This is a genomic window from Anaeropeptidivorans aminofermentans (assembly GCF_940670685.1).
GTDB lineage: Bacteria > Bacillota > Clostridia > Lachnospirales > UBA5962 > Anaeropeptidivorans > Anaeropeptidivorans aminofermentans.
This window is the reverse complement of the sequence record NZ_OW711693.1, coordinates 31940-55803: the sequence shown is the minus strand read 5'-3', so window position 1 is coordinate 55803 and position 23864 is coordinate 31940. Positions and strand designations below refer to the sequence as shown.

Below are 23864 nucleotides of genomic sequence, written 5' to 3'. Positions count from 1 at the left end.
AAATAGACTAGAGGTTTAATTTTTCAGCTATGCCCTAATCGGGAAAAACACTATGAACTTAAAAGTTATCGTAAAATACACCGGAGCCGTTTTGCTACTGGAAGGTTTTGCTCTGCTTCTTCCTTTGCTCTTTGCCCTCTATGACAAAAGCTCCGACTGGATATATTTTTTAATAACGGCGGCCTTAGTATTTGCCGTAAGCATTCCTGCAAAACTGATAAAGCTTAAAGAAAAAGCCTTTTATGCAAGGGAAGGCTTTGCCATAGTTGCCATCAGCTGGATACTGGTATCATTTTTCGGGGCTCTGCCGTATTTTATTTCGGGAGAGCTTGGCAGTTTCTCCAATTCCTTTTTTGAGTCTGTTTCAGGCTTTTCAACTACAGGAGCCACTATTATAAATAATTTCGACGTCATTTCAAGGCCGATGCTTCTTTGGAGAAACCTTACGCTTTGGCTTGGAGGCATAGGGATTCTTGTTTTCACCATAGCCATAGCCCCGGCAGGGGGTGGATACGCTTCCCATATTGTTAAGGCGGAAACAGCAAGCCCCACTTATTCAAGGCTTGCACCGAAGCTATCGGAATCGTCAAAAATTATATATACCATATATATCTTTCTTACGGTATTTGTAATTTTGGTTTTGCTTCTTAACGGCCTCAGCCCCTTTGACGCCATCCTTAACGGTCTTTCCGTACCGGCTACAGGCGGCTTTATCCATGACAACAGAGGTTTTCTAGCCTATAACAGCATAGGCGCAGAATTAGCCCTTATGCTTGGCATGTTTGCATCGGGCGTAAATTTCACTTTGTTTTACTATATTATAAAGAGAAATTTCTCTATGGTTAAAAAGAATGAGGAGCTTGCCCTTTATATCGGTATCATCATTTTTTCGGGAATTATTATTGCCTTTAACCTCTCCGGCAGTCTCGGCCTTAGCATGGGGGATTCTTTTAAAAAATCCTTTTTCCATGTAATAAGTATTTTATCGACCTCCGGCCTTACTACGGATAATATCAGCCTTTGGCCCGCCTTAAGCAAAACATTGCTCTTTACCCTTATGTTCATAGGCGGTTCCGCAGGCTCTACAAGCGGCGGTCTAAAATGCGTAAGAGTGCTTATTATATTTAAAGTGTTAATTTATCATATATCGAAAATAATACACCCCAGAGCCATCTCCTCTGTAAAGCTTAACGGAAAGCCTGTTTCAGAGGAAACGCTAAAAAATGTAATATTGTTTTTTGTAATCTATATGTTTATTTATGTTACGGCCCTTGTTGTAATATCCTCCGATGGATTCGACTTTGAAACAAATCTGACCGCCGTCTCCGCCGCCCTTAATACCGTCGGCACAGGCTTTGGAAAGCTTGCCTCAGGAAACGGGTTCGCCGGCTTCTCAGCATTAAGCAAATATATATTTTCCGCCTGTATGCTTATGGGCCGTCTCGAAATATATCCTGTTTTGCTTTTATTTTACCCTTCCTTCTGGAAGAGATCTAATATATAATTAAATAAAGCAATCACCTCTGCCGGCTGAAAACTTTCAGCCGGTTTATCTTAATAATAAAAAAGCATAGGCTTAAAGAATAAGGCAAATGTTATTTATGTTACTTTTATTCCTTGCAAGTATTTTGCTTCAGGTGGCATAAAATAAGAGTAAAATAAATTGATAAGGCAACTATTTTCTATTTATTCAAGCATCTATTGAAATTCATACGAAACCATAGTATGTGTAGCTTCAGAGCCATGAAGAATAAAAATTATCTTGTTTTACTTGAATTTTTATATATAAATTAAGCTCTTATAGGGGCAAATTTCTCTGCCCTTTAATCTATATAATAACTGTTTTATAGAAAGGAAGGTTCATTATGAATTTATTGGGAAACACACAGGAGGCCCTTGAAAACCTCAAAATAGGCGCCTTTCTCACGGTTAAAAACGGCTCAAAGGTAAACACCATGACCATAGGCTGGGGCTCTATAGGCTATATGTGGGAAGGAAAGCCCTATTTCACAGTTATGGTTCGCCCAAGCAGATATACCTTTGACCTTATTAAGGACGCCACTGACTTTACCGTAAGCATACCCGTAGGAACATTATCGGAAGAGCTTAAAATATGTGGAACAAAAAGCGGGAGAGACATGGATAAAGGTGAAGTGGTAAAATTTGAAAATGCAAATAAAACTGAATCTCCCATCGTTTCCGGCTGTCAAATGTATTACGAATGCAAAATAGAAACAAAGAGCCTTTTCACAGCATCGGACTTTTCCGATGAAATAAAAGAAAGCATTTATAAAGATAAACAATATCACGGGCTTTTTTTCGGAAAAATCATGGATTATTATGAAAGATAGGAAACAGATTATAGTAAGTTTTTCATAAGAAAAACCGATTAACCAGAGAATAAGATTTAGATTTGTTTCCACATATAGTAAATTTAAAGTTAAACAGTAACAAAACCGTATATTTGCAAGGATTCAAAAATGTACCGTTCATTAGTATAAATTCAGTTCCCTCCTCCTAAGCTCACAGAGTATCTTTGAATCATAGTGAATACGTCTTAAAAAAGGCTCTTGTTAATTTACTTTTACTTTATTTTAGCTGTATCAAGCTGTATTTATATAATCGGAATAAAAGCTGATTGACAATGTTATTATTTCATATGAATTCAAGTATAGCATGAAATCTATTTATACAAAAGAAACGGCAGTAAAACAAGCTTATTCAAAAAAAGCCCTCCTCTAAATATGAGGGCTTTTTAGGCTAATCTATAGTTAATAAACTTGAAAACTTGTTTGTTAGCTATAAGGAATGCTCACTTGAAAAGCTACTTACAAGCTTATACTTATATGATTTTTCAAGTTCACTTAGGTATAAATTCTTATTCACTTATTGAAAGATAACTCTTACTTAAAAAACAGCACGATCTTCTTATGGTTTTAAAATGATGGAGGAAACAATGCCTTCACCGCTCTATAACTTAAACCAACATCATCATCTTACCAATTAAAAAAGCCCCGGGAAATATCCCGGGGCTTTTTTCCTATAAACCTGTTACAAATTCATTAAATTCTTCTTCTGAAACCGGGATATCAATGATATCGCCAGATACTATTTTATCCTTAATTTCCATAGTCTTGTCATAAACCTCTTTATCAACAAGATTTGCTGTGGAGCCTTCGTATGGAGGAATACCTGCTGATTCTTCAGCAATACCATAAGCTAAAGTCTGTCCGCCTAATTCCTCGCCGTCAGCGATTCTCTTAGAAACGTCCTTCATAGCTGCACCAACAAGCTTAAGAGCTGATGTCATTACATTATCAGGGGCAAGGTAAGCCTGGTCTCTGTCAACACCGATTACAAGCTTATCCATATCCTTTGCTGCTGCGATTACACCCTGGCCAACATTACCGGCAGCGTGGAAAACAATGTCTGCACCGTTTGTATACATAGATGTGGCAATAGCCTTACCCTTAGCATCGTCGCCGAAGCTATCTGCATACTGAACGAGAACTTCGATTTCTTTGCCTAATTCTTTAGCTGCATAAGCAACGCCTGCTCTGTAACCAAATTCAAACTGGTCGATAACCTCACCTTTGATTCCGCCTACGAAACCAACTTTATTCGTTTCTGTTGTCATACCTGCCATGTATCCTACAAGGAAAGAAGGTTCCTGTGCTCTGAACACAACTGCTGTTAAGTTTGCAGGTGTTTCATCATAAGCGTTGTCAACGATTGCAAATTTAATATCAGGGTTTGTTGTGGCAGCGTTTGATATAGCATCACCCATCATGAAACCGATACCCCAGATAAGGTCTGTGTCTGCGTCTACAAGGCTGTCGATATTAGGGCCGTAGTTTGCTTCCTGCTCTGATTCACGGTAGCTAACCTTTGCGCCTGTTTCCTGTTCAAATGCCTGTAAGCCTTCCCAAGCTGACTGGTTAAATGACTGGTCATTAACGCCGCCTGTGTCGGTAATCATGCCTACTGAAAAGTTTGAATAGTCTGTGCCTTCAGATGCAGGAGCTTCTGATGCGGGAGCTTCTGATGCAGGGGCTTCTGATGCGGGCGCCTCTGATGCAGGAGCTTCTGGTTTTGGTCCTTCAGTATTACCACCGCATGCAGCCAGTGATAAAGCCATAGCTCCTATCAAAACAGCTGATAATAATTTCTTCATTTTTTTAAACCTCCTAAAATTAGCTATACCAATTATGATTTGGTATAAAAGTTTGTATATATATAGGTAAAACCTATACTCGAAATTAAGGGCCTCAACAAAGAGGCAGTTTTAAGGGAATATACCCTTTTTGAATTTAAAGGTATTATTTAATGCTTCCCGGGCCGAAGCCAAAAGGGATGATCTCCTTGAGGAAATATTCCTTATAGTTTTCTTTGTCCTTTACGGATATAAATTTAAACGTCTCCGGGTCGCAGAATTCAAGCATTACCTGACGGCATACGCCGCAAGGGTAGCAATAATCTGTATTATCGTCGTCTAAGCCGCCGGCTACGGCTATGGCCTCAAATTCCTTCTCGCCGTCGAATACGGCTTTGAAAAATGCCGTTCTCTCGGCGCAGTTTGAGGGGCTGTATGCTATATTTTCAATATTAGCGCCTAAATATACCTTCCCCGATTTTGTAAGAAGGGCGGCGCCTACCTTAAATTTTGAATAGGGAGAATAAGAATGATTTTTTGCTTTTATAGCTTCTTTAACAAGTTGAGAATATTCCATAATTTCCTCCTGTGTATTTGAACTTGGCATTGTCTGAAATAGTCAAATTCTATATACGTTAAATAGGTTTTAAAGTTTAAAAAGCATTGTTGCAAGAAAACACAATATAAGCAAAACAGTCAAAAACCGGCCATGAAAAGCAAAGTTTCTTTTTTAAATATGGAGTCTGTTTCTATGGTAAAATAGACTTTTGTTTAGGTTTTTCACTGCTTGCAATAACTTGCTTCAACAAGGTAAATATCAAGCTGTTAGCTCTTACAGCAGATTACGCAGCCTTAATGAATGTCTCCAAAACAAGTTCTTGGGCGATTTAATTCGGCCGCTGTAAATTAAATTTTTCTTAATAGCCGGAGCTTTCCTCGCTTTTAACTATCTTAACGATGCGGCTTGTTCCAAGGCGGCTTGCTCCAAGTTCTATAAATCTTATAGCATCGTCTATGGAGGAAATGCCTCCGGCAGCTTTTATTTTAACGTGGCTGTCCACATGCTTTTTGAAAAGCTCTATATCGCAGAAGGTAGCCCCGCCTGTTGAAAAGCCTGTAGAGGTCTTTATAAAGTCTGCCCCTGAGGCCGAAACCACCTTGCACATCTCTATTTTTTCCTGTTCATTTAAAAGACATGCCTCTATAATCACTTTCAGTATCTTGTCTTTGCATAGGTCTTTAAGCTGCTTTATTTCATTTTCTACATAGGAATAATTTTTATCCTTCACCATTCCTATGTTTATTACCATATCAATTTCATCGGCACCGGCTTCAAGGGCCTTTTCCGTTTCGAAAAGCTTTACGGAAGTCATCTGATATCCGTTGGGAAAGCCTATCACCGTACAAATAGGGAGCTTATCTCCTGCTGCTTCCTTTGCAAATGTAACATAAGAAGGAGGAATACAGGCGGAAGCAACATTGTATTTGATGCCGTCTTCTATAATCTGCTTTATTTCTTCCGGTGTAGCCGTCTGGGTGAGCAAGGTATGATCCACAAAAGATAAAATTTCCTTAATATCCATAATAAAACCTCCAAGGGTAAATCTAGTGAAACAAATTAATTACAGTATATTTTATACTTAGTGAACTAAAATTCTTACGGTAAAGCTCTAAAAGTATCTTCATCTTTGTTGACTATAAATGGCTTAAATATAGTGCCTTTATATATTTAAGCTGTTTATGAATAATACCTTTGTTCCCGCTTTAATTTTGTTTTGCTTTATATAATAAAGAAAGATGCACCTGCTTTATTATATCTTCGGCTTGGTAGAAAAATATATACGGCTTCAAGACTTTTACAAGCGCCTTCTTCTTTGCTTAAGAAGATTCAAAAGGTTTGTTAAATAGAATAAGTATTTTCAAGCTTCTTAAGCAAGAATATTATCTGAAGGAATTTCTATTTATTCACTGTAGCTTATGCTTTTATTAAGTATTTTCTTAAATCTCAAGCGAAATACAATGGACAGCACGAAAAGCAAAATAAAACTTATAAACATAATGCCGAAAGCATTGGCTATTCCATAGCTTTCATAAATACGGCCTGTGATAACAGGGGTACAGAAGCTTCCCAAAGCACTCATTCCCATGGTAACGCCGCTTGCAGAGGCCTTTTTCTCCGGGAACATTTCATCTACTACGGATAATGCAAGGGAGTAAAAAATTCCGGCGAAAAGACCGCTTCCCATAAAAAGCATATAGCTTAAACCAGGGCTTTTCAAGGTATAAAACAGAAACATAAACAGGATAATCATTACAGGATTCAAAATGATAAAAACCGTAGAATGAATCCTGTCCAAAAGCTTTGCAATAATAAATGTACCTGTCATACAGCCGATATTGTAATATGTAAGCACATGGATGGATTTTATAGGCTCTATGCCTACGGCCTCCATGGCGTAGGTTCCGCCCCATGTGGTAAGGGTTGTCGTAGTGATACTGTAGAAAAAAACAATCAGGCCTATAAGCAAGCCTTCTCTATATACAGAGGGCTTTACGTTAAATTTATTTTGAATGAGTGTGTCTATTTCAGCCTTATCTTTAATATAAGGGGGAAACTTTGCAGTAAGTATTAAAAAGGCGGCAACAATACCTAAAACGCCAAGGCCCCAAAATCCCCAGCCAAAATAGATGCCATTTGAAAAAAGAACATCTGCTGCAATAGGCGTACTCATGGCCCCTACACAGAAGAAAACCTGTATAAGGCTCAAAGGGAAATTCGGCTTATCCGGAAAACAGTCAAGCACTAAAGCCGTGGCAGAAGAATCCGTCATTCCGTGGCCCATTCCCGCAATAGCCGAAAGCACCAAAGCTATCGTAAAATTAGTGGTAAAGGGAACAAATACAAAAAACACCGTTACGCAGCTTATAGAAGCAAAAAGCATCAGCTTCCTGCCTATTCTGTCGGCGATGAAGCCGCTTATAAAAATCGTCAGTATCCTGCCTGTAGCCATGGCCGAAAGCATTAAGCTTATGCTTGAAAGGCTGTGGGAAAAATGAGAGGCAAGAATATTGAAATACGAGCTTACAATACTTAAAAAACTTCCGAAAAGCAGAAAAGCCATATAAGCGATTACCGCCGGCTTCATGCTCCTTTTAACCATAAAACACCTCTATCATTCGCCTTCAAAGAGCGAGCCCTGATAAATAATTCAAAGAAGTATTCATATCAGCCATGTTTAAAATTCAAACATGCTCCTGAGCTTGGATTTTAAAACACGCCCTAAACGGGAAACGTACAGCTAGCAGGGCTTCAGTTAAATTATAGCATAGCCTTTCAGCGAAATAGCTTAAAGAATTTCTATAAAATACAAAGAGAAAGCAAAAATCTGCGTGCTGTACCTTTTTAGTAAAATTATTCAGTTAAGATGAAACAGGTAAAGGATAAATCCTTATCGTTTTAAATCAATTTATTAACTATGCAATCATTTTAACACAAAGAAAAGCCTATGTAAATTGATTTAAACTTTATAAAAAATGAATGTAAAATGAACGCATTGTCACCCTTTAGTTGAAAACCGCATATAATAAGGGCTTCAGTCTTATTCTCTTAAAAAAGCCTTCATAAATATTTCATAAAATACATAATTTTTTAATGAATTATTTTTTCTATACAAATCCAGTAAATAAGCCATTTTATCGAAATTTGAGGATTTTTGTATTTTTTCGTTGTATGTGCACTTTGTATATAAAAAGAACTAAGATAAGAAGCAGGGTTTTTAATATAATCTGCCCAAATCCCCAAGAAGCCATAGGCAAAATCAAGGCATCAATTCTCTTACAGAATAAATAAAAGAAGCTATACCCTTAGGCGTTCTCCGCAGGAGAACGCCTAAGGGTGAATTTCATAACTCTTGTAGTATTATTTATTTGTTTTATTATTTTCCATAGCGATAGCCGTTTCAAGGGCAATTTCCATCATTTTTGTAAAGGAGCTTTGTCTTTCGGATGATGTTGTGGCCTCCCCTGTAACAAGAGAGTCGCTTATGGTAAATAAGCCTAATGCCCTTTTATTTAATCTTGCGGCATTCATGTAAAGACCTGCAGACTCCATCTCTATACAAAGAACCCCCATCTTCTGCCACTTTTCCGTATCTAAGGGGTCATCTCCGTAAAATGTATCGGAGCTTAATACGTTTCCTACGGTAATGCGGGCATCTTTATTTCTCGCAGCCATAACCGCTTTTTCCAAAAGCTCAAAGGAAGCTATGGGGGCATAGGTTCCCGTAATATTATACTGGGCAGCATAATTGGAATTTGTGCAGGCCCCTTGGGCTATTACAATATCTCTTATTTTAAGGTCCGGATGTATGGCTCCTGCGGTTCCGATGCGGATAATATTATCTACGTCATAAAATTTGTAAAGCTCATAGGAATAGATTCCTATGGAAGGGATTCCCATGCCGGAGCCTTGAACGGATACGTCATGGCCCTTATATTTTCCCGTGTATCCAAGCATTCCTCTTACACCGTTATACTGCTTTGGGTCTTCAAGAAAGTTTTCGGCAACGAATTTAGCCCTTAAAGGGTCTCCGGGCATTAATACGGTTTTTGCTATTTCTCCTGCTTTTGCCTCTATATGGGGTGTCGGTATCATTATTTTCCTCCTTAGTAATAATTTTTATAGCAGCTTACAGCAATTCACCGAAACAGGCGGCAAATTGCCTTTTGCATTATTGAAACAAATTACTTAATAGTGAACAGATTTAAAAAGCTTTCGCCGTCAAGCTTTCCTTCTACTGAAAGATAGTCCAATATGGTCTTTCCGATGTCCGAAAATGTTTTTCTCGTTCCGATATTCGTTCCTGCTTTTACCTTATCTCCGTAAATTAAAAGCGGTATATATTCTCTTGAATGGTCTGTGCTTTCGGTGGTAGGGTCGCAGCCGTGGTCGGCGGTTATCATTAAAATATCGTCCGGTCTTAGCTTTGCTTTAATTTCAGGAAGCCTGTTATCAAAGGCGATTAAAGCTTCAGCATAGCCGTCTACGTCGTTTCTATGGCCGTAAAGCATGTCAAAATCCACAAGATTTGTAAAAATAAGCCCATTCTCTACAGTATCCATATAATCTAGGGTCTTGTCAACACCGTCCATATTGGAGGTGGTGTGAACGGCCTGTGTAATTCCTTTTCCGGAGAAAATATCCTCTATTTTGCCAACGGCGGCAACCTGAAGTCCCGATGCCTTTATATAATCCAGCATCGTGTCTTTAATAGGCTCTATGGAAAAATCTTTTCTGTTGGAAGTTCTTTTAAAACTTCCCGGGCTTCCCAAGAATGGCCTTGCAATTACCCTGGAAACGGCATGGGGGCCTGTAAGCATATCTCTTGCCTTCTGGCATATATCATAAAGCTCCTCTATGGGAACGATTTCTTCATGGGCGGCAATCTGGAAAACGCTGTCGGCAGAGGTATAAACAATAAGAGCCCCTGTTTCCATATGCTCTTTCCCAAGCCTCTCGATAATTTCCGTGCCGGAGGCGGGGCAATTGGCTATTACCTTCCTTCCGGTTAATTTCTCAAATTCGTCTATAACCTCTTTAGGAAATCCCTTAGGGTAAGTGGGGAAGGGATTGTCTATAATAATGCCTGCAATTTCCCAATGGCCTGTTGTGGTATCCTTTCCTTTAGAGCTTTCCGCAAGCCTGCCGAAAGCCCCTTCGGGGGTGTATTCCCCTGTTGCAAGGCCTTTTCCCCCTTCTATATGAGAAAGCCCTATGGAAAGCATATTTTTAAGCTCCATATCCGGTCTTTCCCTTTTGATATTAAGCAAAGTATTGCTTCCCTCATCGCCGTAATTTTTAGCATCGGGAAGCTCTCCGATGCCTACGCTGTCTATAACTACAAGAATGACTCTTTTCATAATGAAACCTCCTTTTCTGATATTAAGGCTTGCCTGAAAAGGCGCACCTTCTAATATTTTTATCTGAATTTTTATTTTGTGTTAACTGTACGTCCTGCTGATGAAAACCTAAGATAATAAGCTTTATCCATAGGACCTCAGACTTTCATCAATTAAACGGGAAGGTACTTGCTTACGCAAAATATCATAAGATTAAAATACTGCTAGCAGTATTTTAACTCGGGCCGGATTTTTAACCACTTTAATTGACTCCCTGCAAATTGTAAAGATTTATAAAGCTTCGCCGGACCTTGCAAGCCTTCCTAGGATATATCGCCAAAATCTCAATTTGGCAGCAGGATAAAGGCTTTCTCTATGCTCTGTTCTCCACCCCGTCTTTTGAAACCCTTGCATAAATAAGAGGGTTCTTCCCTGGCTTCTCTTTTGAGAATTCAATGGATTCCAGAAATTTATGAATGCCTTGTTTCAGCTTATTTTCATCATTTGTATAAAAATGGGCAAGAACCTCATCTTTTTTAACGTAATCGCCTGTTTTTTTATTTAATAGAATGCCTGCAGAAAAATCTATAACGCTGTCTTCTCTTTCTCTTCCTGCCCCTAAAAGTGAAGAAGATATGCCAATGCCTTCAACATCCATATGATGGATATAGCCTTCCTCAGTGCTTAAAAGGGTATGACATATGCCTGCCTTTTGAAAGTTTTCCGTATCCTCAATAACAGATGGGTCGCCCCCTTGATTTGAAACCATTTCAGCAAGCTTTTTAAAAGCGGAACCGTCTTTTATGGCGCCTTCGGCCATTCTTCGGCATTCAGCTACACTGCCCTTTCCTGCAAGATAGAGCATTTCAGAGGCGATGGCAAGACAAACCTCTGTTAAATCCTCCGGACCGTTTCCTTTTAAGGTATCTACGGATTCTATGATTTCAAGGCTGTTTCCTATGGCAAAGCCCAAAGGAATATCCATATCCGTTATGAGAGCAACGGTGTGCCTTCCAACGGCTTCTCCGATATTGACCATTTCTTTTGCAAGGGCTATGGAAGCCTCCGGGGTTTTCATAAAAGCGCCGCTTCCCGTTTTAACATCAAGAAGAATGGCGTCTGCTCCTGCGGCTATTTTCTTACTCATGATACTAGAAGCAATTAAGGATAAATTATCTACTGTCCCCGTAACGTCTCTCAAGGCATATATTTTTTTATCGGCAGGGGCAAGATTTCCAGATTGGCCGGCAACACAAAGGCCGTCCTTTTTTACGATATTTAAAAATTCCTCTCTTGAAAGGCTTGTTTTAAACCCAGGAATAGATTCAAGCTTGTCCACTGTTCCGCCGGTATGGCCAAGGCCTCTTCCGCTCATTTTAGCAACAGGTACACCCAAAGAAGCAACAATGGGAGAAATAATCAAAGTGGTTTTATCCCCGACGCCTCCTGTGGAATGCTTATCTACTTTAACCCCTTCTATTTCAGAAAGGTCTACCGTATCGCCGGACTTTGCCATATTCAAAGTAAGCTCTGCCGTCTCCTCTTGATTCATTCCTTTAAAATACACAGCCATTAAAAAGGCAGACATCTGGTATTCAGGTATTTCGCCTTTTGTAAAGCCTTCTACAATAAAGGCTATTTCCTCCTTTGAAAGGGCCTTCCCTTCCTTTTTCTTATTAATTAAATCGACCATTCTCATACTTTATCCTCCTTTATAGACATAAACGAATATTTCAGGTATGCTTCTTACACTGTAAAACAGGCCTGCTTCAAAAGATGACAGGTTTTTAAATTTTATCGTAAGTTTATTTATGCTCTTTCAAAGTTGAATTACGATGATTTAAAATTTAATTTTAACACGAATTGATATCTTTATAAATCTATATCTTAAACAAAAAATATCATTAAATGACTTGTATTGTTTGAATTATTCAGCAAAGATGTATTGTCTTTACTTTTAAAAATAGGATAAGTGCTTAAAGCAAGGCCTTTCAGCTTCTTTAAACCATCCTCCAAAACTTGACTATACTAAATTCCATAGGAAGTGTTAGCGTATATATCCAAGAGGCTCGGCTTTAGATGTTTTCCTGTGGCAGACATCTTACAGGCCCATGCCCCCCTGCAACACATGCTATCAATCTCTTAGCGTCTGATACTTCACATTATAGAATGTATTCTTCCTTCTTATGGGGTTTTGCATCAAGCTCTTTTTTCTTTTCTTCATAGCCGGGCCTTCCAAACATGGCGTAGGAGGCGTTTTTACTTTCCTCTACTCCCGGCTGGTTAAAGGCGTCTATATTCATAAGCTCTCCCATAAAGCTTACAGCGACCTCAAAAAAGAAAAGCACCTGCCCTATGGTAAAGGGGCTTACCTCGGGAAGCTCTATAGTCATATTGATTCTTCCGGCTTTTGTGAGGGCGTATTCCGTCGCAGTTTTTTGCGTGTTTATAAAGCTTGAACAGGATTTCCCCCCAAGAAAGCCGAGGCTTGGGATATCTTCATAAATTTTCGGAATGATTAAATCCTTTTGATGGTTTTTAACAGCCATAAAGGTAATCAGCTTATCAAAAGGCCCTTCCACAAAAAGCTGAAGCTGGGAATGCTGGTCCGTTACCCCAAGGGCTTTTAAAGGCGTGGGGCCTAAATTGACCTGTTTTCCATCGTTATCAAGCCTTTTACCAAGGGATTCAGCCCAAAGCTGAACATACCAGTCGGCTATGTATTTCAGCTGGTCGGAATAAGGCATTAAAACGGAAATATTTTTCCCTTGCGCCATAACAAGATAGCTTATGATGGCATACATATAGGCGGGGTTTTCAAATTCGTTCTGATTTTTGCAGACAGTATCCATAAAGGCTGCCCCCTGAAGAAGCTCCATGATATCTATTCCGCAGAAGGCGGCCGGCAAAAGCCCTACAGGGCTTAGCTGGGAGAATCTTCCCCCCACCCCTTCGGGTATAAGAAATGCCCGATAGCCTTCTTCCTCGGCTATTTTTATAAGGCTGCCTTTTTCTCCGCTGGTGGTAAAAACAATATGGTCCTTTAGCTTTTCGTCTCCTATGGCCTTTCTTATAATTTCTCTGATAATCATAAATTGGCTCATGGTTTCAGAAGTGCTTCCGGATTTTGAAATCACATTAAATATGCATTTTGACGGCTCTATAATGTCAAAAAGCCCTGTAAGCCTTTCAGGGTCGATATTATCCGCTATGTAAAGCCTTGGAAATCCGCCTCTTTTTTCTCTGGGAAGCTCGTTGTAATAGGGGTGGTTCAGTGCCTGCTGAACCGCCATAGGCCCAAGAGCCGAGCCCCCTATGCCAAGAATAATGAAGGCCTCTGTTTCTTTCCTTTTTTCTTCGGCGTATTGAATGATTTCCTTTGCCGTTTCCCTTTGGCTATAGGGAAGTTCCATCCACTCAAGCATTCCTTTTTTTCTTTTTTCCTCTATCAGTTTTTTCGCTTTTTCTATTTTTTCTGATAAGTTCTCAAAATTCTCTTGTATAAGCCCGTGTTCTCCCGTAAATTCCTTCATTACATTGTTATAATCCAGCTTTATTCTCAAACCTTCCATTCATACCTCCTATACCTATGAGTATTTATGCCAAATAAGGCTTAAGTTCCAAAATAAGCTCAATGAACGAACAAAAGCCTATAGGGGATAAGTAAAATATGCTTTTGCTTATGCTCAGTATACGGCTTTTGCTGCTTTTTTATATTTATTTTACTGTTCCATAATTCATTCTTCCTTTGTTTATATCGTCAATTTACTTTTATTCTCATTGTATAAACCTCTGTATAGTCAAATTACTTTTGGTATTTGGTTCTAAGAAGGTATAAAATAAGAGAAAACAATAAGAATTGCTTCGCAAAATACCGTAAAGGGTATTGTAATCCCGTCTGAACTTTTTCCTATTCCATTTGACAATGCTCCTATTCCATTTGAATTCAGCTGTAATACAGCGCAAAATAAAGTAAACGTAAATTGCCAAAGGACCTTTTAAAATGCTCTTACTATAGAAAAAAACAGCATTTTTATTCCGTAAAATTATTACTTCTTAAAGCATAAAAGTATATACGGTAAAAAAACGCCGTTTCCTGATGTATCGTCAATTTACTTTTATGACCTGTAAATATTTGAGTTAAAAGCTTAAAATAAAGTAAACGTAAATTGACAAAGCTATTATTTCATCCTGATTCAAATATAAGCTTATATTTAGGATGACCGTAGTTTTCGCCTATACATTTTCCGAAAGAAATATATCGGTGAATAAAATCAGGCAACGCCTGATTTTATTCATATTATATGAGGCCTTCTCCAAAGTTGGAAAATATTTATAGTAAATTTAAAGTTAACGAATAACAAAGCCGTATATTCACGCAGGCTTAAAAATATACCGTTTCCGAAGGAAATCCGTTTTTTTGAGCCTGCCGGGAATAGGCTTTTGTTACTTCTTCATAATAAATTTACCATATTTAAATTTGTATTCTGTTAAAGGTTAAAATTGTGTTCAGTCATTTTGCTTTTCATATTCTGGAAGCTCGTCAAGGCTTTTAAAGGTATATCCGCTTTCTCTTATGGAGTCTATAATAAAAGGCATTGCCTCTGTATTAGACTGGCTTACGGCATGAAGAAGAATGATTGAGCCATTATGCAAATCATTCATAACCGTTTCATAAGCAGCTCTTATGCCCGGCTGCTTGTCTGTTTCCCAGTCTTTATAGGCAAAGGACCAGAATATGGATTTATATCCCAAATCCTGAGTTATTTTAAGAGTCCTTGCACTGTATTCTCCCATAGGCGGACGGAAATAATTCGGCATATCTACACCTGTAAGCTCTTTAAAGGCGGCGGCAGTATTGTTTAATTCGGCCATAAGCTCCTCATCTGTAAGATCTGGGCAGGATTTATGCCTTACCGAATGATTGCCCACGATATGGCCTTCGTCAACCATTCTTTGAATAAGGTCGGGGTTTGCTATTATATAGGGTTTTGTCACAAAGAACGCAGCAGTTACGCCCTTTTCCTTTAATACGTCAAGGATTTTTTCCGTATATCCGTTTTCATAGCCTTCATCAAAGGTAAGATAAACCACCTTTTGAGAAACATCACCAAGATAATATCCGTCAAACTGGCGTATATCAAAATCCCCTTGGGCTGTAGGCGGCGTATGGGTCGTGTTTCTGCCGAAATACCAGCCTTTTTTATCATTGCTCAGGCTTCCGTCCGGCAAATAAGGGGAACCGAAATTAAGCTCCGGATAAGACACATCTTGAGGGGCTTCGACTATAATTTTTTGAATTTCTGCAGAAGCTATATCCGGCATCACCGGAGCTTCTGAGGGGGTTTCGGAAGGCATTTCAGAGGGTACTTCTTCCGCAGGCTCTTCTTCCGCCTTCTCGGGAAGTTCAGAAGAAGGCTCGGGGGTCGGTTCAGGAGAAGGCGTTACAGGGGCTTCAAGCACCTTTTTTATTTCTGCCTGTTCAGAAGCCTTAGGCTCTTGAAGAAACACTGTTTCGGAATTATCTGAAACGGGCTTTTCAGCGGCCTCTTCACAGCCTGCAAATAATATTGCTGCGGCACATATAATCATAATAGGCTTGTATCCTATAAGTTTCATAGTAATCAATCCTTTCTAAAATTATTTTCTTTTGATTATATAGTCAATTTGCTTTTATTCCGAAGTAAAAACTTGACTTTAAACGGCTTAAAATAAGAGAAAATCAAATTGACAGTGATACTATTTCATATTGAGTCAAATATAGCAAAAATAACAAAAACCGTATTAACATCTTCTAAAAGATAGAAAATTTATTATGAAGAAGTAGCAGAAGCCTATTCCCAGCAGGCTCAAAAACACAAATTTCCTTCGGAAACGGTACATTTTTAAGCCTGCGTGAATATATGGGCTTTATACTGATTAACTTTAAATTTACTATATATACCCTTTCCAAGGGAAAGCTGTGCTTTTGTGTCCATATAGTAAATTAAGATTTACACCATAAGCAATACCCAGCCGATAGCGGCTTCAGATTAAATAAAGCTTAATATAATAATTTTCATGTTTCCTCTCTATAAGAGCCGGTTTTTATTACTTCTTTATGAGAAATTTGCTTTAATAATAGATATATAAATAAAAACAGTGTTATAATCTATTATTACCTTTATAATAACATCATAAAGAATAATTTTCCATAAAGAAATCCTTAATAAATAAAGCCTTGAAAATTTAAATAAGTTTACTATTAAGCCCTAAGAAAACTTATGGGAAGTTTAAAGTTAAACCGTAACAAAACCATATATTTGCGCAGACCCAAAAATACGCTGTTTCTTAAGAAAATCTGTGTTTTGTAATCTGTTGTAAATTAGTTTTTCTTACTTCTTTATGAGAAATTTATTATATAAAATTAAAATAAAAAGTATATTGAAAGTTAAATAAGTATGCCCAATAATCTAAAAAAAATTCTGTCTATTCAATAAAGAAAGTTTTTCTGCAGGGTATACTTTTTATACGGCAAATAGAGAAAGATTATGGGTTTTATCATAAACAAAGGCAATTTTGCTCTTTTCATAAAACAAAAACAATGGTACAATGTTAAAAGCAATGAAGTATGTGGGAGGCGATAGCTTGACATTAGGCGACATAATTCTTTTATTGGTATTAATCGTCGGTGCGGTAGTAGGCATATTGTATTTTCTTAATAAATGGGCCTATAAAAAAATGGGCGAACAGCAGGAAATAATCGAAAGAACGAGGCAGACCGTAACTCTTTTTATTATTGACAAAAAAAGAGATAAGGTCCAAAATGCAAATCTTCCAAAATCCGTAATAGAACAAATGCCTAAATACTCAAAATTTTTAAAAATGTATCTCGTTAAGGCCAAAATCGGTCCTCAGATACTCACCTTAATATGCGACAAAAAGGTTTTTAACGCCTTGCCTGTTAAAAAAACAGTAAAAGTGGATTTAGCCGGTATCTATATTACTGAAATGAAAGGCATGAAAACAGACGAGGAATTAAAGGCCTTAAAGAAAGCAAAAAAGGAAAAAGAGAAAGCCGCTAAAAAAGCTGATAAAAACAAGGCATAAAAAATATACTTAAAAAAACAGGTGAGACTTTTGCCTGTTTTTATTTTTATATCTCTCTTATGATGAAATTTATTTTCATTCATATATATTTGCTATATAATATAATAAAACCCAAACAAAGTTTGGGTTTTATTATGAATACATTTCACGTAGGGAAATGTATGAATATAAAAGAAAATTACGAAATCATATAATTAACCAAACAAAGTTTGGGTTTTATTATGAATACATTTCACGTAGGGAAATGTATGAATATAAAAGCAATTTACAAAATCATATAATTAAATCAAGCTCTGCCTGGTCTTATCCGCGGGTACATTTCTTTTAGAAAATGTATGAGCAAAGCTTGCGCTTATGGTATAATCTATATAAATTAAGCTCTGCTTAGCTTTATACACGAATTATGATATATTACAGAAAGAAGAAGATGAAATGATAAAGGAAAATCTTAACAAGGTACTTGAAAATATAGAAAAAGCGGCAAAAGTCTCCGGCAGAAGCCCCGAAGATATTACATTAATAGGTGTTTCTAAAACCATAGCCCCTGAAAATATACAGACCCTTGTGGATTTAGGCGTAAAAAACCTGGGGGAAAATAAGGTTCAAGAGCTTGTATCAAAAATGCCAGTAATAAAAGGCGATGTAAAATGGCATTTAATCGGAAGTCTTCAATCGAATAAAATTAAATACATTGCCGGGCAGGTTTTCCTTATCCATTCAGTAGACAGTATAAAGCTTGCGGAAAACATCAATAAAGAGGCTAAGAAAAGGGATATCACCATTGATATCCTTGTGGAAATAAATATAGGAAACGAGGAAACTAAACACGGCTTTTTCTTGGAAGAAGCGGAAAAAGCCATAGAAAAGATTTCTCTTTTATCTAATATATCCATTAAAGGACTTATGTGCATAGCCCCTTTTAAAGAAGATCCTGAGGAAAACAGACCTCTTTTCCGTGCAATGAAAGCGCTTTACGACAAATATGCAAAAGAAAGCCCTCACTCTATCCATATGGAGTACCTCTCCATGGGAATGACAAACGATTATGAAATAGCCATTGAAGAAGGCTCTAATATGGTCCGTATAGGGACCGGGCTTTTCGGAAAAAGAGTATATCAGGAATAACTTGCCTTAAATTTATATTAATTACGTCCAGGCCCTGAAGTTTCTCAGGGCTTTTTTAATTTCTTATTACATTTCATTTGCCATAGTAAGTTTTTCATAAAGAAGTAACAAAACGATTCGCTAAGCAATGTTTGAAAACGGTCAAACCAAGGGGTATTTTGTAAGAAAATATAATTCGAGGAGAAACCCACAGAAACAGTATGCCTTTGCATTTTGCTTTATGCAAAGATGCTGAGCATAAAGTTTTGATGCCTTGCGTCAAAGCTACAGGTTATTTTTTGAGAATTTTTAACGATGAAGTCCTGTTTTTATAGCAAAGCAGACTTTTATTTGAAGTTTCAAAGCGGCTGCAGAGAATATAGTCAATTTGCTTAATTATTTGGTGGAAGAAGGCTTAAAATAAGGTAAAAATAAATGGACAATGATATTGTTTCATAGGAATTCAAGTATCATTCACTTTCAATAAATTCCTCACATATATTATTAATACATTATCATATGAAAGGGCAGTGACATGTATTTCAATAATCCGTTTAATAAAAAAATAAAAGGCCAAAACAATAAAAATTACTCTACTGCTCAGCTTCCTTATATATTGGATTATGGCCCGGAGCCTTTTGCAGTCAATCTGCAAAGAGCTGTTCTTGGAAACACCAACTTCCGAACTACCTTATGGACAGGTAACAATTTACAGATCACCTTAATGAACATAGAGCCTTGGGACGATATCGGCGTTGAGATGCACCCGGACCATGACCAATTTTTGTATATTGAGGACGGAATGTGCATTGTAAGAATGGGAAACTCAAGTGAGGTTTTTGATTTTCAGGCGACATTATACAAAAACTATGCGGTAGTGATACCGGCAGGCATATGGCATAATATATATAATATAGAGGGTACCCCCATTAAACTTTTCTCTATTTACGCTCCGCCGGCCCACCCCTATGGCACTATCCACGAAACAAAAGAAGATGCGGAAGAAGAAGAGACCCATTACTAAAATCAGTTTTTAAATGAGAGACATTATCGCCAAAATCATATAATGATTTTGGCGATAATGTTTTGCAGCGCCCTCTCTTTATTTAAAGCTATCTGAAGTTTTATAGTAAATTTATTATGAAGAAGTAACAAAATCCTATTCCCCGAAGGTCTATCCTTACCAAATAAAAACAAGTATGATAACGATAAAAAATCCTTCACTCAAAAAAGGGGTATAGACTTATGTCTATGCTCTTTTTCAAGTCCCCTTCGTATAAAAACACGAATTTCCTTCAAAAGCGGTACATTTTTTAGTCTGTGTGAATATACGGCTTTGCTGCTGTTTATCTTTAAATTTACTATAACTAAAGGAAAACGTTTTAAACTTAAAAACAAAAATAGTTTTCAAGTCTGCTTAGTATCTATCATTCATTTGACTATTATAATTTCCAGAATAATTAACCTTGATAATAAATTTTATATGCTGTATAATTTTTACTTTCAAGCCTGTGTTTAATTTATTTTAACAATTAAAGACTATGGCCTGCATAAGCCAGGTTTTTACTTTACAGGTTTTAAAAACCAACCTGTTTCTTCTTGTGTCTAAGGTATACATAGGTTATAATTTTATCAGAGTTTATTGAGTACATATATAAAGTTTAGCCAAAGAAAGTTTAAATAAGTATTTAAAGTTAATAAACTTAAAAAGCATTTATAAGCTTGCGCTTGTATCATTTTTAAGTTCGCTTAATATAAAACCGGTTTCATATTTAAAAAGCATTTGATTGATTAGAAATACAGCAAACAAACTTGACCTTCCTGTTTGGAGATTATCTGCTTTAGAAATTGGTTTATTTTAAATCAGGCATTTACTATTTTATTGTTAGGAGGAGCTTATTTGGCTGAGGCTGTTCTAATGAAATCCATATCCAAATATTTTGGTGATTTCTGTGCCCTTAATAAAGTAGACCTTAAAATCGAAAAAGGCACGATTCACGCTTTGCTGGGGGAAAACGGCGCAGGAAAATCCACCCTTATGAACATACTTTACGGCCTTTATAATGCCGATGAAGGCCAGATTTATATTAATGGAGAGCATGTTAATATAAAGACCCCGTCTGTCGCCATAGCCTTAGGTATCGGTATGGTTCACCAGCATTTTATGCTGATAGAGCCTCTTACCGTATGGCAGAACATTATTCTCGGAGCGGAAGTTACAAAGGGCTTCGGCTTTATAGACATGGACAAGGCTAAAAAAGAAATTCAGGAAATTGCCGACAAATATGAATTTCTCATAGACCTTGACGCTAAAATTGAAGATATTTCCGTAGGGATGCAGCAGAGAGTAGAAATTCTTAAAATACTCTACAGAGGCGCTGACATCCTTATTTTCGACGAGCCTACGGCAGTACTTACTCCTCAGGAAATTCTGGAGCTTATACAAATTATGAGAAACTTAACAAAAGACGGGAAGACCGTAATCATCATTACTCATAAGCTTCAGGAAATCAGGGCTTCTTCGGACCTTTGCACCATCATAAGAAGAGGAAAATACATCGATACCGTTAAGGTTTCGGAAACGGACGAGCTTTCCCTTGCTGCCATGATGGTAGGCCGTGAGGTGAATCTTCACATAGAAAAGGAAGAAGCCGCGCCGGGAGAAACGATATTTTCCATAGAAAATCTTACGGTTTCCGATTATAGAAATATAGATAAGGTAAAAGACCTTAACCTTCAGGTAAGAAAAGGCGAAATATTAGGCATTGCAGGCATTGACGGAAACGGCCAGAAGGAGCTTGTAGACGCCATAACCTGCCTTACCAAGGCAAAATCAGGAAAAATCAGGATAAACGGAAACGAAATACAAAATACAACCCCTAGAAACGTCATAGACAAAAAGGTATGCACCATCCACGAGGACAGGCATCGAAGAGGCCTTATTCTGGATTTTTCCGTGGAGCTTAATTCCGTTACGGAAACTTATTTTAAAGAACCTTATTCTAAAAACGGCCTTCTCCACTTTGAAAATATCGGAAATCACGCAAAAGACCTTATAAAGAAATTTGACGTAAGGCCGGAAAACTGCGAAAAGCTCCTTTCAAGGGCTTTATCTGGGGGAAATCAGCAAAAGCTGATTATCGCAAGAGAGGTTTCCGAAAACCCCGACCTTTTGATTGCCGTTCAGCCTACAAGAGGGCTTGACGTAGGGGCCATCGAATTCGTTCACAAAGCTCTCGTTCAGCAAAGAGATGACGGCAAGGCCGTTCTTTTAATCTCCTTCGAGCTTGATGAAATCATGGACCTTTCCGACAGAATAGCCGTTATATATGACGGAAGCATCGTAGATATTTTTGAAAACGACGGCTCTGTAGACGAAAACAAGCTGGGACTCTTAATGGCGGGAGGTAAGTAAAAATGATGGATACCATAAGAAAGCTCCTTAACAAAACAGGAACGGCGATTTTTCTTTCCATATTCTTAGGCTTTTCTTTTGGGGCATTGGTTCTTGCCCTTGCAGGATATAACCCGATTGAGGCTTATGCCGTATTATTTAAAGGTATTTTCGGAAGGCCCAGATATATGGTTCAGACAATTATAGCCGCAACCCCTATTATTATTACAGGCATTTCCGTAACCTTTGCCTATAAAACAGGCCTTTTTAACATCGGGGCCGACGGACAGTTCATGGTGGGAGCCGTAGCCGCCGCTTGCGTAGGCTATTTTGTAAAGCTTCCCCCTATTATCCACCCTATCGCGGTAATTTTAGCCGCCATGGCCGCCGCCGGTATTTACGGCGGGTTTGTAGGCCATTTAAAGGCCAAATACGGCATCAACGAGGTTTTAACCTCCATTATGCTTAACTGGATTGCAATTTATTTCAATAATTTTTATATAACCCTTCCCGGAGTTAAAAAGCCAGGGGCAGAAGCTTCCTATGAAATACAGCAGACGGCTTACATCAATGTTTTAAATAACCTGAAATCCACCCCGGAAGGCATCGAAAAAATTCGTGAGAATCCCTTCTGGGCGGATATTATTATAAGAACGGACATCAATTACGGCATTATCATCGCCATCATCTGCGCTGTTGCCGTATGGTTTATCCTTGAAAAAACCACCTTGGGATATTCCCTTAAGGCCGTAGGCTCAAATAAAGACGCGGCGGAATTTGCCGGCATTAACGTAAGAAAGAATATTACCCTTTCCATGTTTATATCAGGGGCCATTGCAGGCCTTGCAGGGGCCGTTTATATTATGGGCATGATGCCCCATAGGGTTATCGTTCTTGCCATGAGCGAAAACTACGGTTTTAACGGCTTAAGCGTTGCCCTCCTTGCAAATTTAAACCCCATAGGCTGTATCTTCTCCGGTCTTTTATTCGGCGGTTTGAAATACGGCGGCGGCTCTATTCAAACAGAGCTTGGGGCCCCAAGTGAAATTATCAACATCATGATCGGTGTAATCGTTCTTTTCATCAGCATGAACACTATATTTAAAATGATTTCAGACTGGACCAAGAAAAGGGGGAAGTTCAATGAAGACTAATATTCTTCTTGCCATTAATATAACGCTGATGTATTCCGCCCCCCTTATTTTCGGCGCCTTAGGCAGTGTTATCTCCGAAAGAAGCGGTGTTATAAACCTTGCCATAGAGGGTATTATGACCATAGGAGCCTTTGCCGCGGCGACGGCTGCTTATTATACCGGCAACCCATGGATCGGCTTTATTGCCGGGGGAATATTCGGCGCAATTTTAAGCATCATTCTTGCGGCGGCCTCTGTAAGCTTTAAATCAAACCAAAGCATTACAGGAATCGCCCTGAACTTTTTAGGCCCGGGCCTTGCCCTTTTCTTCTGCCGCATTATTTTTGACGGAGCAACCATGACCCCTGCGGTGCCAAGCCTTCCGAAAATATTCAGCTTCATCGATAATATTAATGATTATCCCACGCTTTCTTTGCTGAATATAGACAGCACCAGCGTCATTGCATTTATATTCGTTATTTTAATGTATATTTTCTTTTATAAAACAAAATGGGGCCTTCGGGTAACTGCCGTGGGAGAACACCCTGCCGCGGCCGACACCTTGGGGGTTAACGTAAGCAGAGTACGCTATCTTGCCGTAATCGCATCGGGCTTCTTTGCAGGCCTCGGCGGTGCCGCATGCTCTCTCGCCATCGTGTCAAACTTCCGCCCCTCTATCATAGCAGGCAAAGGCTTTATCGCCATTGCGGCGGTTATTTTCGGTAAGTGGACCCCTCACGGTGCCTTCGGCGCATGTATCCTCTTTGGCTTCGCCCAGGCCCTTGTGGTTCTCATAGGCGCAACGAACATACCCATCCCCGGCCAAATTATCAGCATGCTTCCTTATGTGCTTACCATAGCCGTATTGATTCTCTTCGTTGGAAAGGCCGTAGCCCCAAGAGCCTCCGGTCAGCCTTACGAAAAGGGAAAAAGATAAACAGATATAATTTTATACTTAGTAAACCTAAAAAGATACAAGCAAAAGCTTGTATCTTTTTTAACTTCTTAAACAGAAATTAAGAAATAATGGATACTAATTTTATTGAAATTCGTTTATTATAGTAATATAGAGAAATAGGATTATAGGTGAATT

17 protein-coding genes are annotated in these 23864 nt (G+C 38.3%); 8 read left to right on the top strand and 9 right to left on the bottom strand.

Annotation, left to right across the window (positions count from 1 at the left end):
* Window positions 1-52 precede the first annotated feature (52 nt).
* Window positions 53-1504, top strand: coding sequence for a TrkH family potassium uptake protein (locus NBX03_RS00230; protein ID WP_250228770.1), 1452 nt, complete (start codon window positions 53-55; stop codon window positions 1502-1504).
* Window positions 1505-1865: 361 nt separating this feature from the next.
* Window positions 1866-2351, top strand: a complete 486-nt coding sequence (locus tag NBX03_RS00225; protein ID WP_250228769.1) for a flavin reductase family protein — start codon at window positions 1866-1868, stop codon at window positions 2349-2351.
* Window positions 2352-3040: 689 nt separating this feature from the next.
* On the opposite strand, the gene NBX03_RS00220 is transcribed toward NBX03_RS00225, so the two are convergent.
* From NBX03_RS00220 to pdaA, 9 genes are all read right to left on the bottom strand, one after another.
* The gene (locus tag NBX03_RS00220) at window positions 3041-4174 is read right to left on the bottom strand and encodes a BMP family ABC transporter substrate-binding protein (protein ID WP_250228768.1); all 1134 of its coding nucleotides are present in this window, start codon (window positions 4172-4174) and stop codon (window positions 3041-3043) included.
* Between the two features lie 145 nt (window positions 4175-4319).
* Window positions 4320-4760 (bottom strand): cytidine deaminase, encoded by a 441-nt coding sequence (gene cdd / locus NBX03_RS00215; RefSeq protein ID WP_267134862.1) that lies wholly within the window; start codon window positions 4758-4760, stop codon window positions 4320-4322.
* A 310-nt stretch (window positions 4761-5070) separates the two neighbouring features.
* Entirely contained in the window at window positions 5071-5736 is a 666-nt protein-coding gene (gene deoC, locus NBX03_RS00210; RefSeq protein WP_250228766.1) for a deoxyribose-phosphate aldolase, read from the bottom strand.
* A gap of 378 nt (window positions 5737-6114) precedes the next feature.
* Window positions 6115-7314: an MFS transporter gene (locus NBX03_RS00205; RefSeq protein WP_250228765.1), complete on the bottom strand. Its 1200-nt coding sequence runs from the start codon at window positions 7312-7314 to the stop codon at window positions 6115-6117.
* 758 nt (window positions 7315-8072) lie between these two features.
* Window positions 8073-8807: a purine-nucleoside phosphorylase gene (deoD, locus tag NBX03_RS00200; protein ID WP_250228764.1), complete on the bottom strand. Its 735-nt coding sequence runs from the start codon at window positions 8805-8807 to the stop codon at window positions 8073-8075.
* An 89-nt stretch (window positions 8808-8896) separates the two neighbouring features.
* Window positions 8897-10072, bottom strand: a complete 1176-nt coding sequence (locus NBX03_RS00195) for a phosphopentomutase (protein WP_250228763.1) — start codon at window positions 10070-10072, stop codon at window positions 8897-8899.
* Window positions 10073-10424: 352 nt separating this feature from the next.
* Window positions 10425-11750 carry a pyrimidine-nucleoside phosphorylase gene (locus NBX03_RS00190; protein WP_250228762.1) on the bottom strand — a complete coding sequence of 442 codons (1326 nt, stop codon included), beginning with the start codon at window positions 11748-11750 and terminating at the stop codon, window positions 10425-10427.
* Window positions 11751-12213: 463 nt separating this feature from the next.
* Complete coding sequence (locus tag NBX03_RS00185; protein ID WP_250228761.1) at window positions 12214-13623, bottom strand: glucose-6-phosphate isomerase; 1410 nt, start codon at window positions 13621-13623, stop codon at window positions 12214-12216.
* Between the two features lie 937 nt (window positions 13624-14560).
* Entirely contained in the window at window positions 14561-15670 is a 1110-nt protein-coding gene (pdaA, locus tag NBX03_RS00180) for a delta-lactam-biosynthetic de-N-acetylase (protein ID WP_250228760.1), read from the bottom strand.
* 1008 nt (window positions 15671-16678) lie between these two features.
* Here pdaA and NBX03_RS00175 point away from each other — a divergent pair.
* The 6 genes from NBX03_RS00175 to NBX03_RS00150 all read left to right on the top strand — a co-directional run bounded on the left by NBX03_RS00175 (window position 16679) and on the right by NBX03_RS00150 (window position 23708).
* Entirely contained in the window at window positions 16679-17140 is a 462-nt protein-coding gene (locus NBX03_RS00175; RefSeq protein ID WP_250228759.1) for a peroxisomal biogenesis factor 3, read from the top strand.
* Between the two features lie 432 nt (window positions 17141-17572).
* Entirely contained in the window at window positions 17573-18265 is a 693-nt protein-coding gene (locus tag NBX03_RS00170; RefSeq protein ID WP_250228758.1) for a YggS family pyridoxal phosphate-dependent enzyme, read from the top strand.
* Between the two features lie 514 nt (window positions 18266-18779).
* Entirely contained in the window at window positions 18780-19268 is a 489-nt protein-coding gene (locus NBX03_RS00165; RefSeq protein ID WP_250228757.1) for a cupin domain-containing protein, read from the top strand.
* 894 nt (window positions 19269-20162) lie between these two features.
* Window positions 20163-21659 (top strand): ABC transporter ATP-binding protein, encoded by a 1497-nt coding sequence (locus tag NBX03_RS00160; RefSeq protein ID WP_250230194.1) that lies wholly within the window; start codon window positions 20163-20165, stop codon window positions 21657-21659.
* Between the two features lie 2 nt (window positions 21660-21661).
* On the top strand, window positions 21662-22792 hold the full coding sequence (locus NBX03_RS00155) for an ABC transporter permease (protein ID WP_323373245.1): 1131 nt from the start codon (window positions 21662-21664) through the stop codon (window positions 22790-22792).
* Window positions 22782-23708, top strand: coding sequence for an ABC transporter permease (locus tag NBX03_RS00150; protein ID WP_250228756.1), 927 nt, complete (start codon window positions 22782-22784; stop codon window positions 23706-23708). The genes NBX03_RS00155 and NBX03_RS00150 overlap by 11 nt, the downstream gene beginning before the upstream one ends.
* Window positions 23709-23864: the final 156 nt, after the last annotated feature.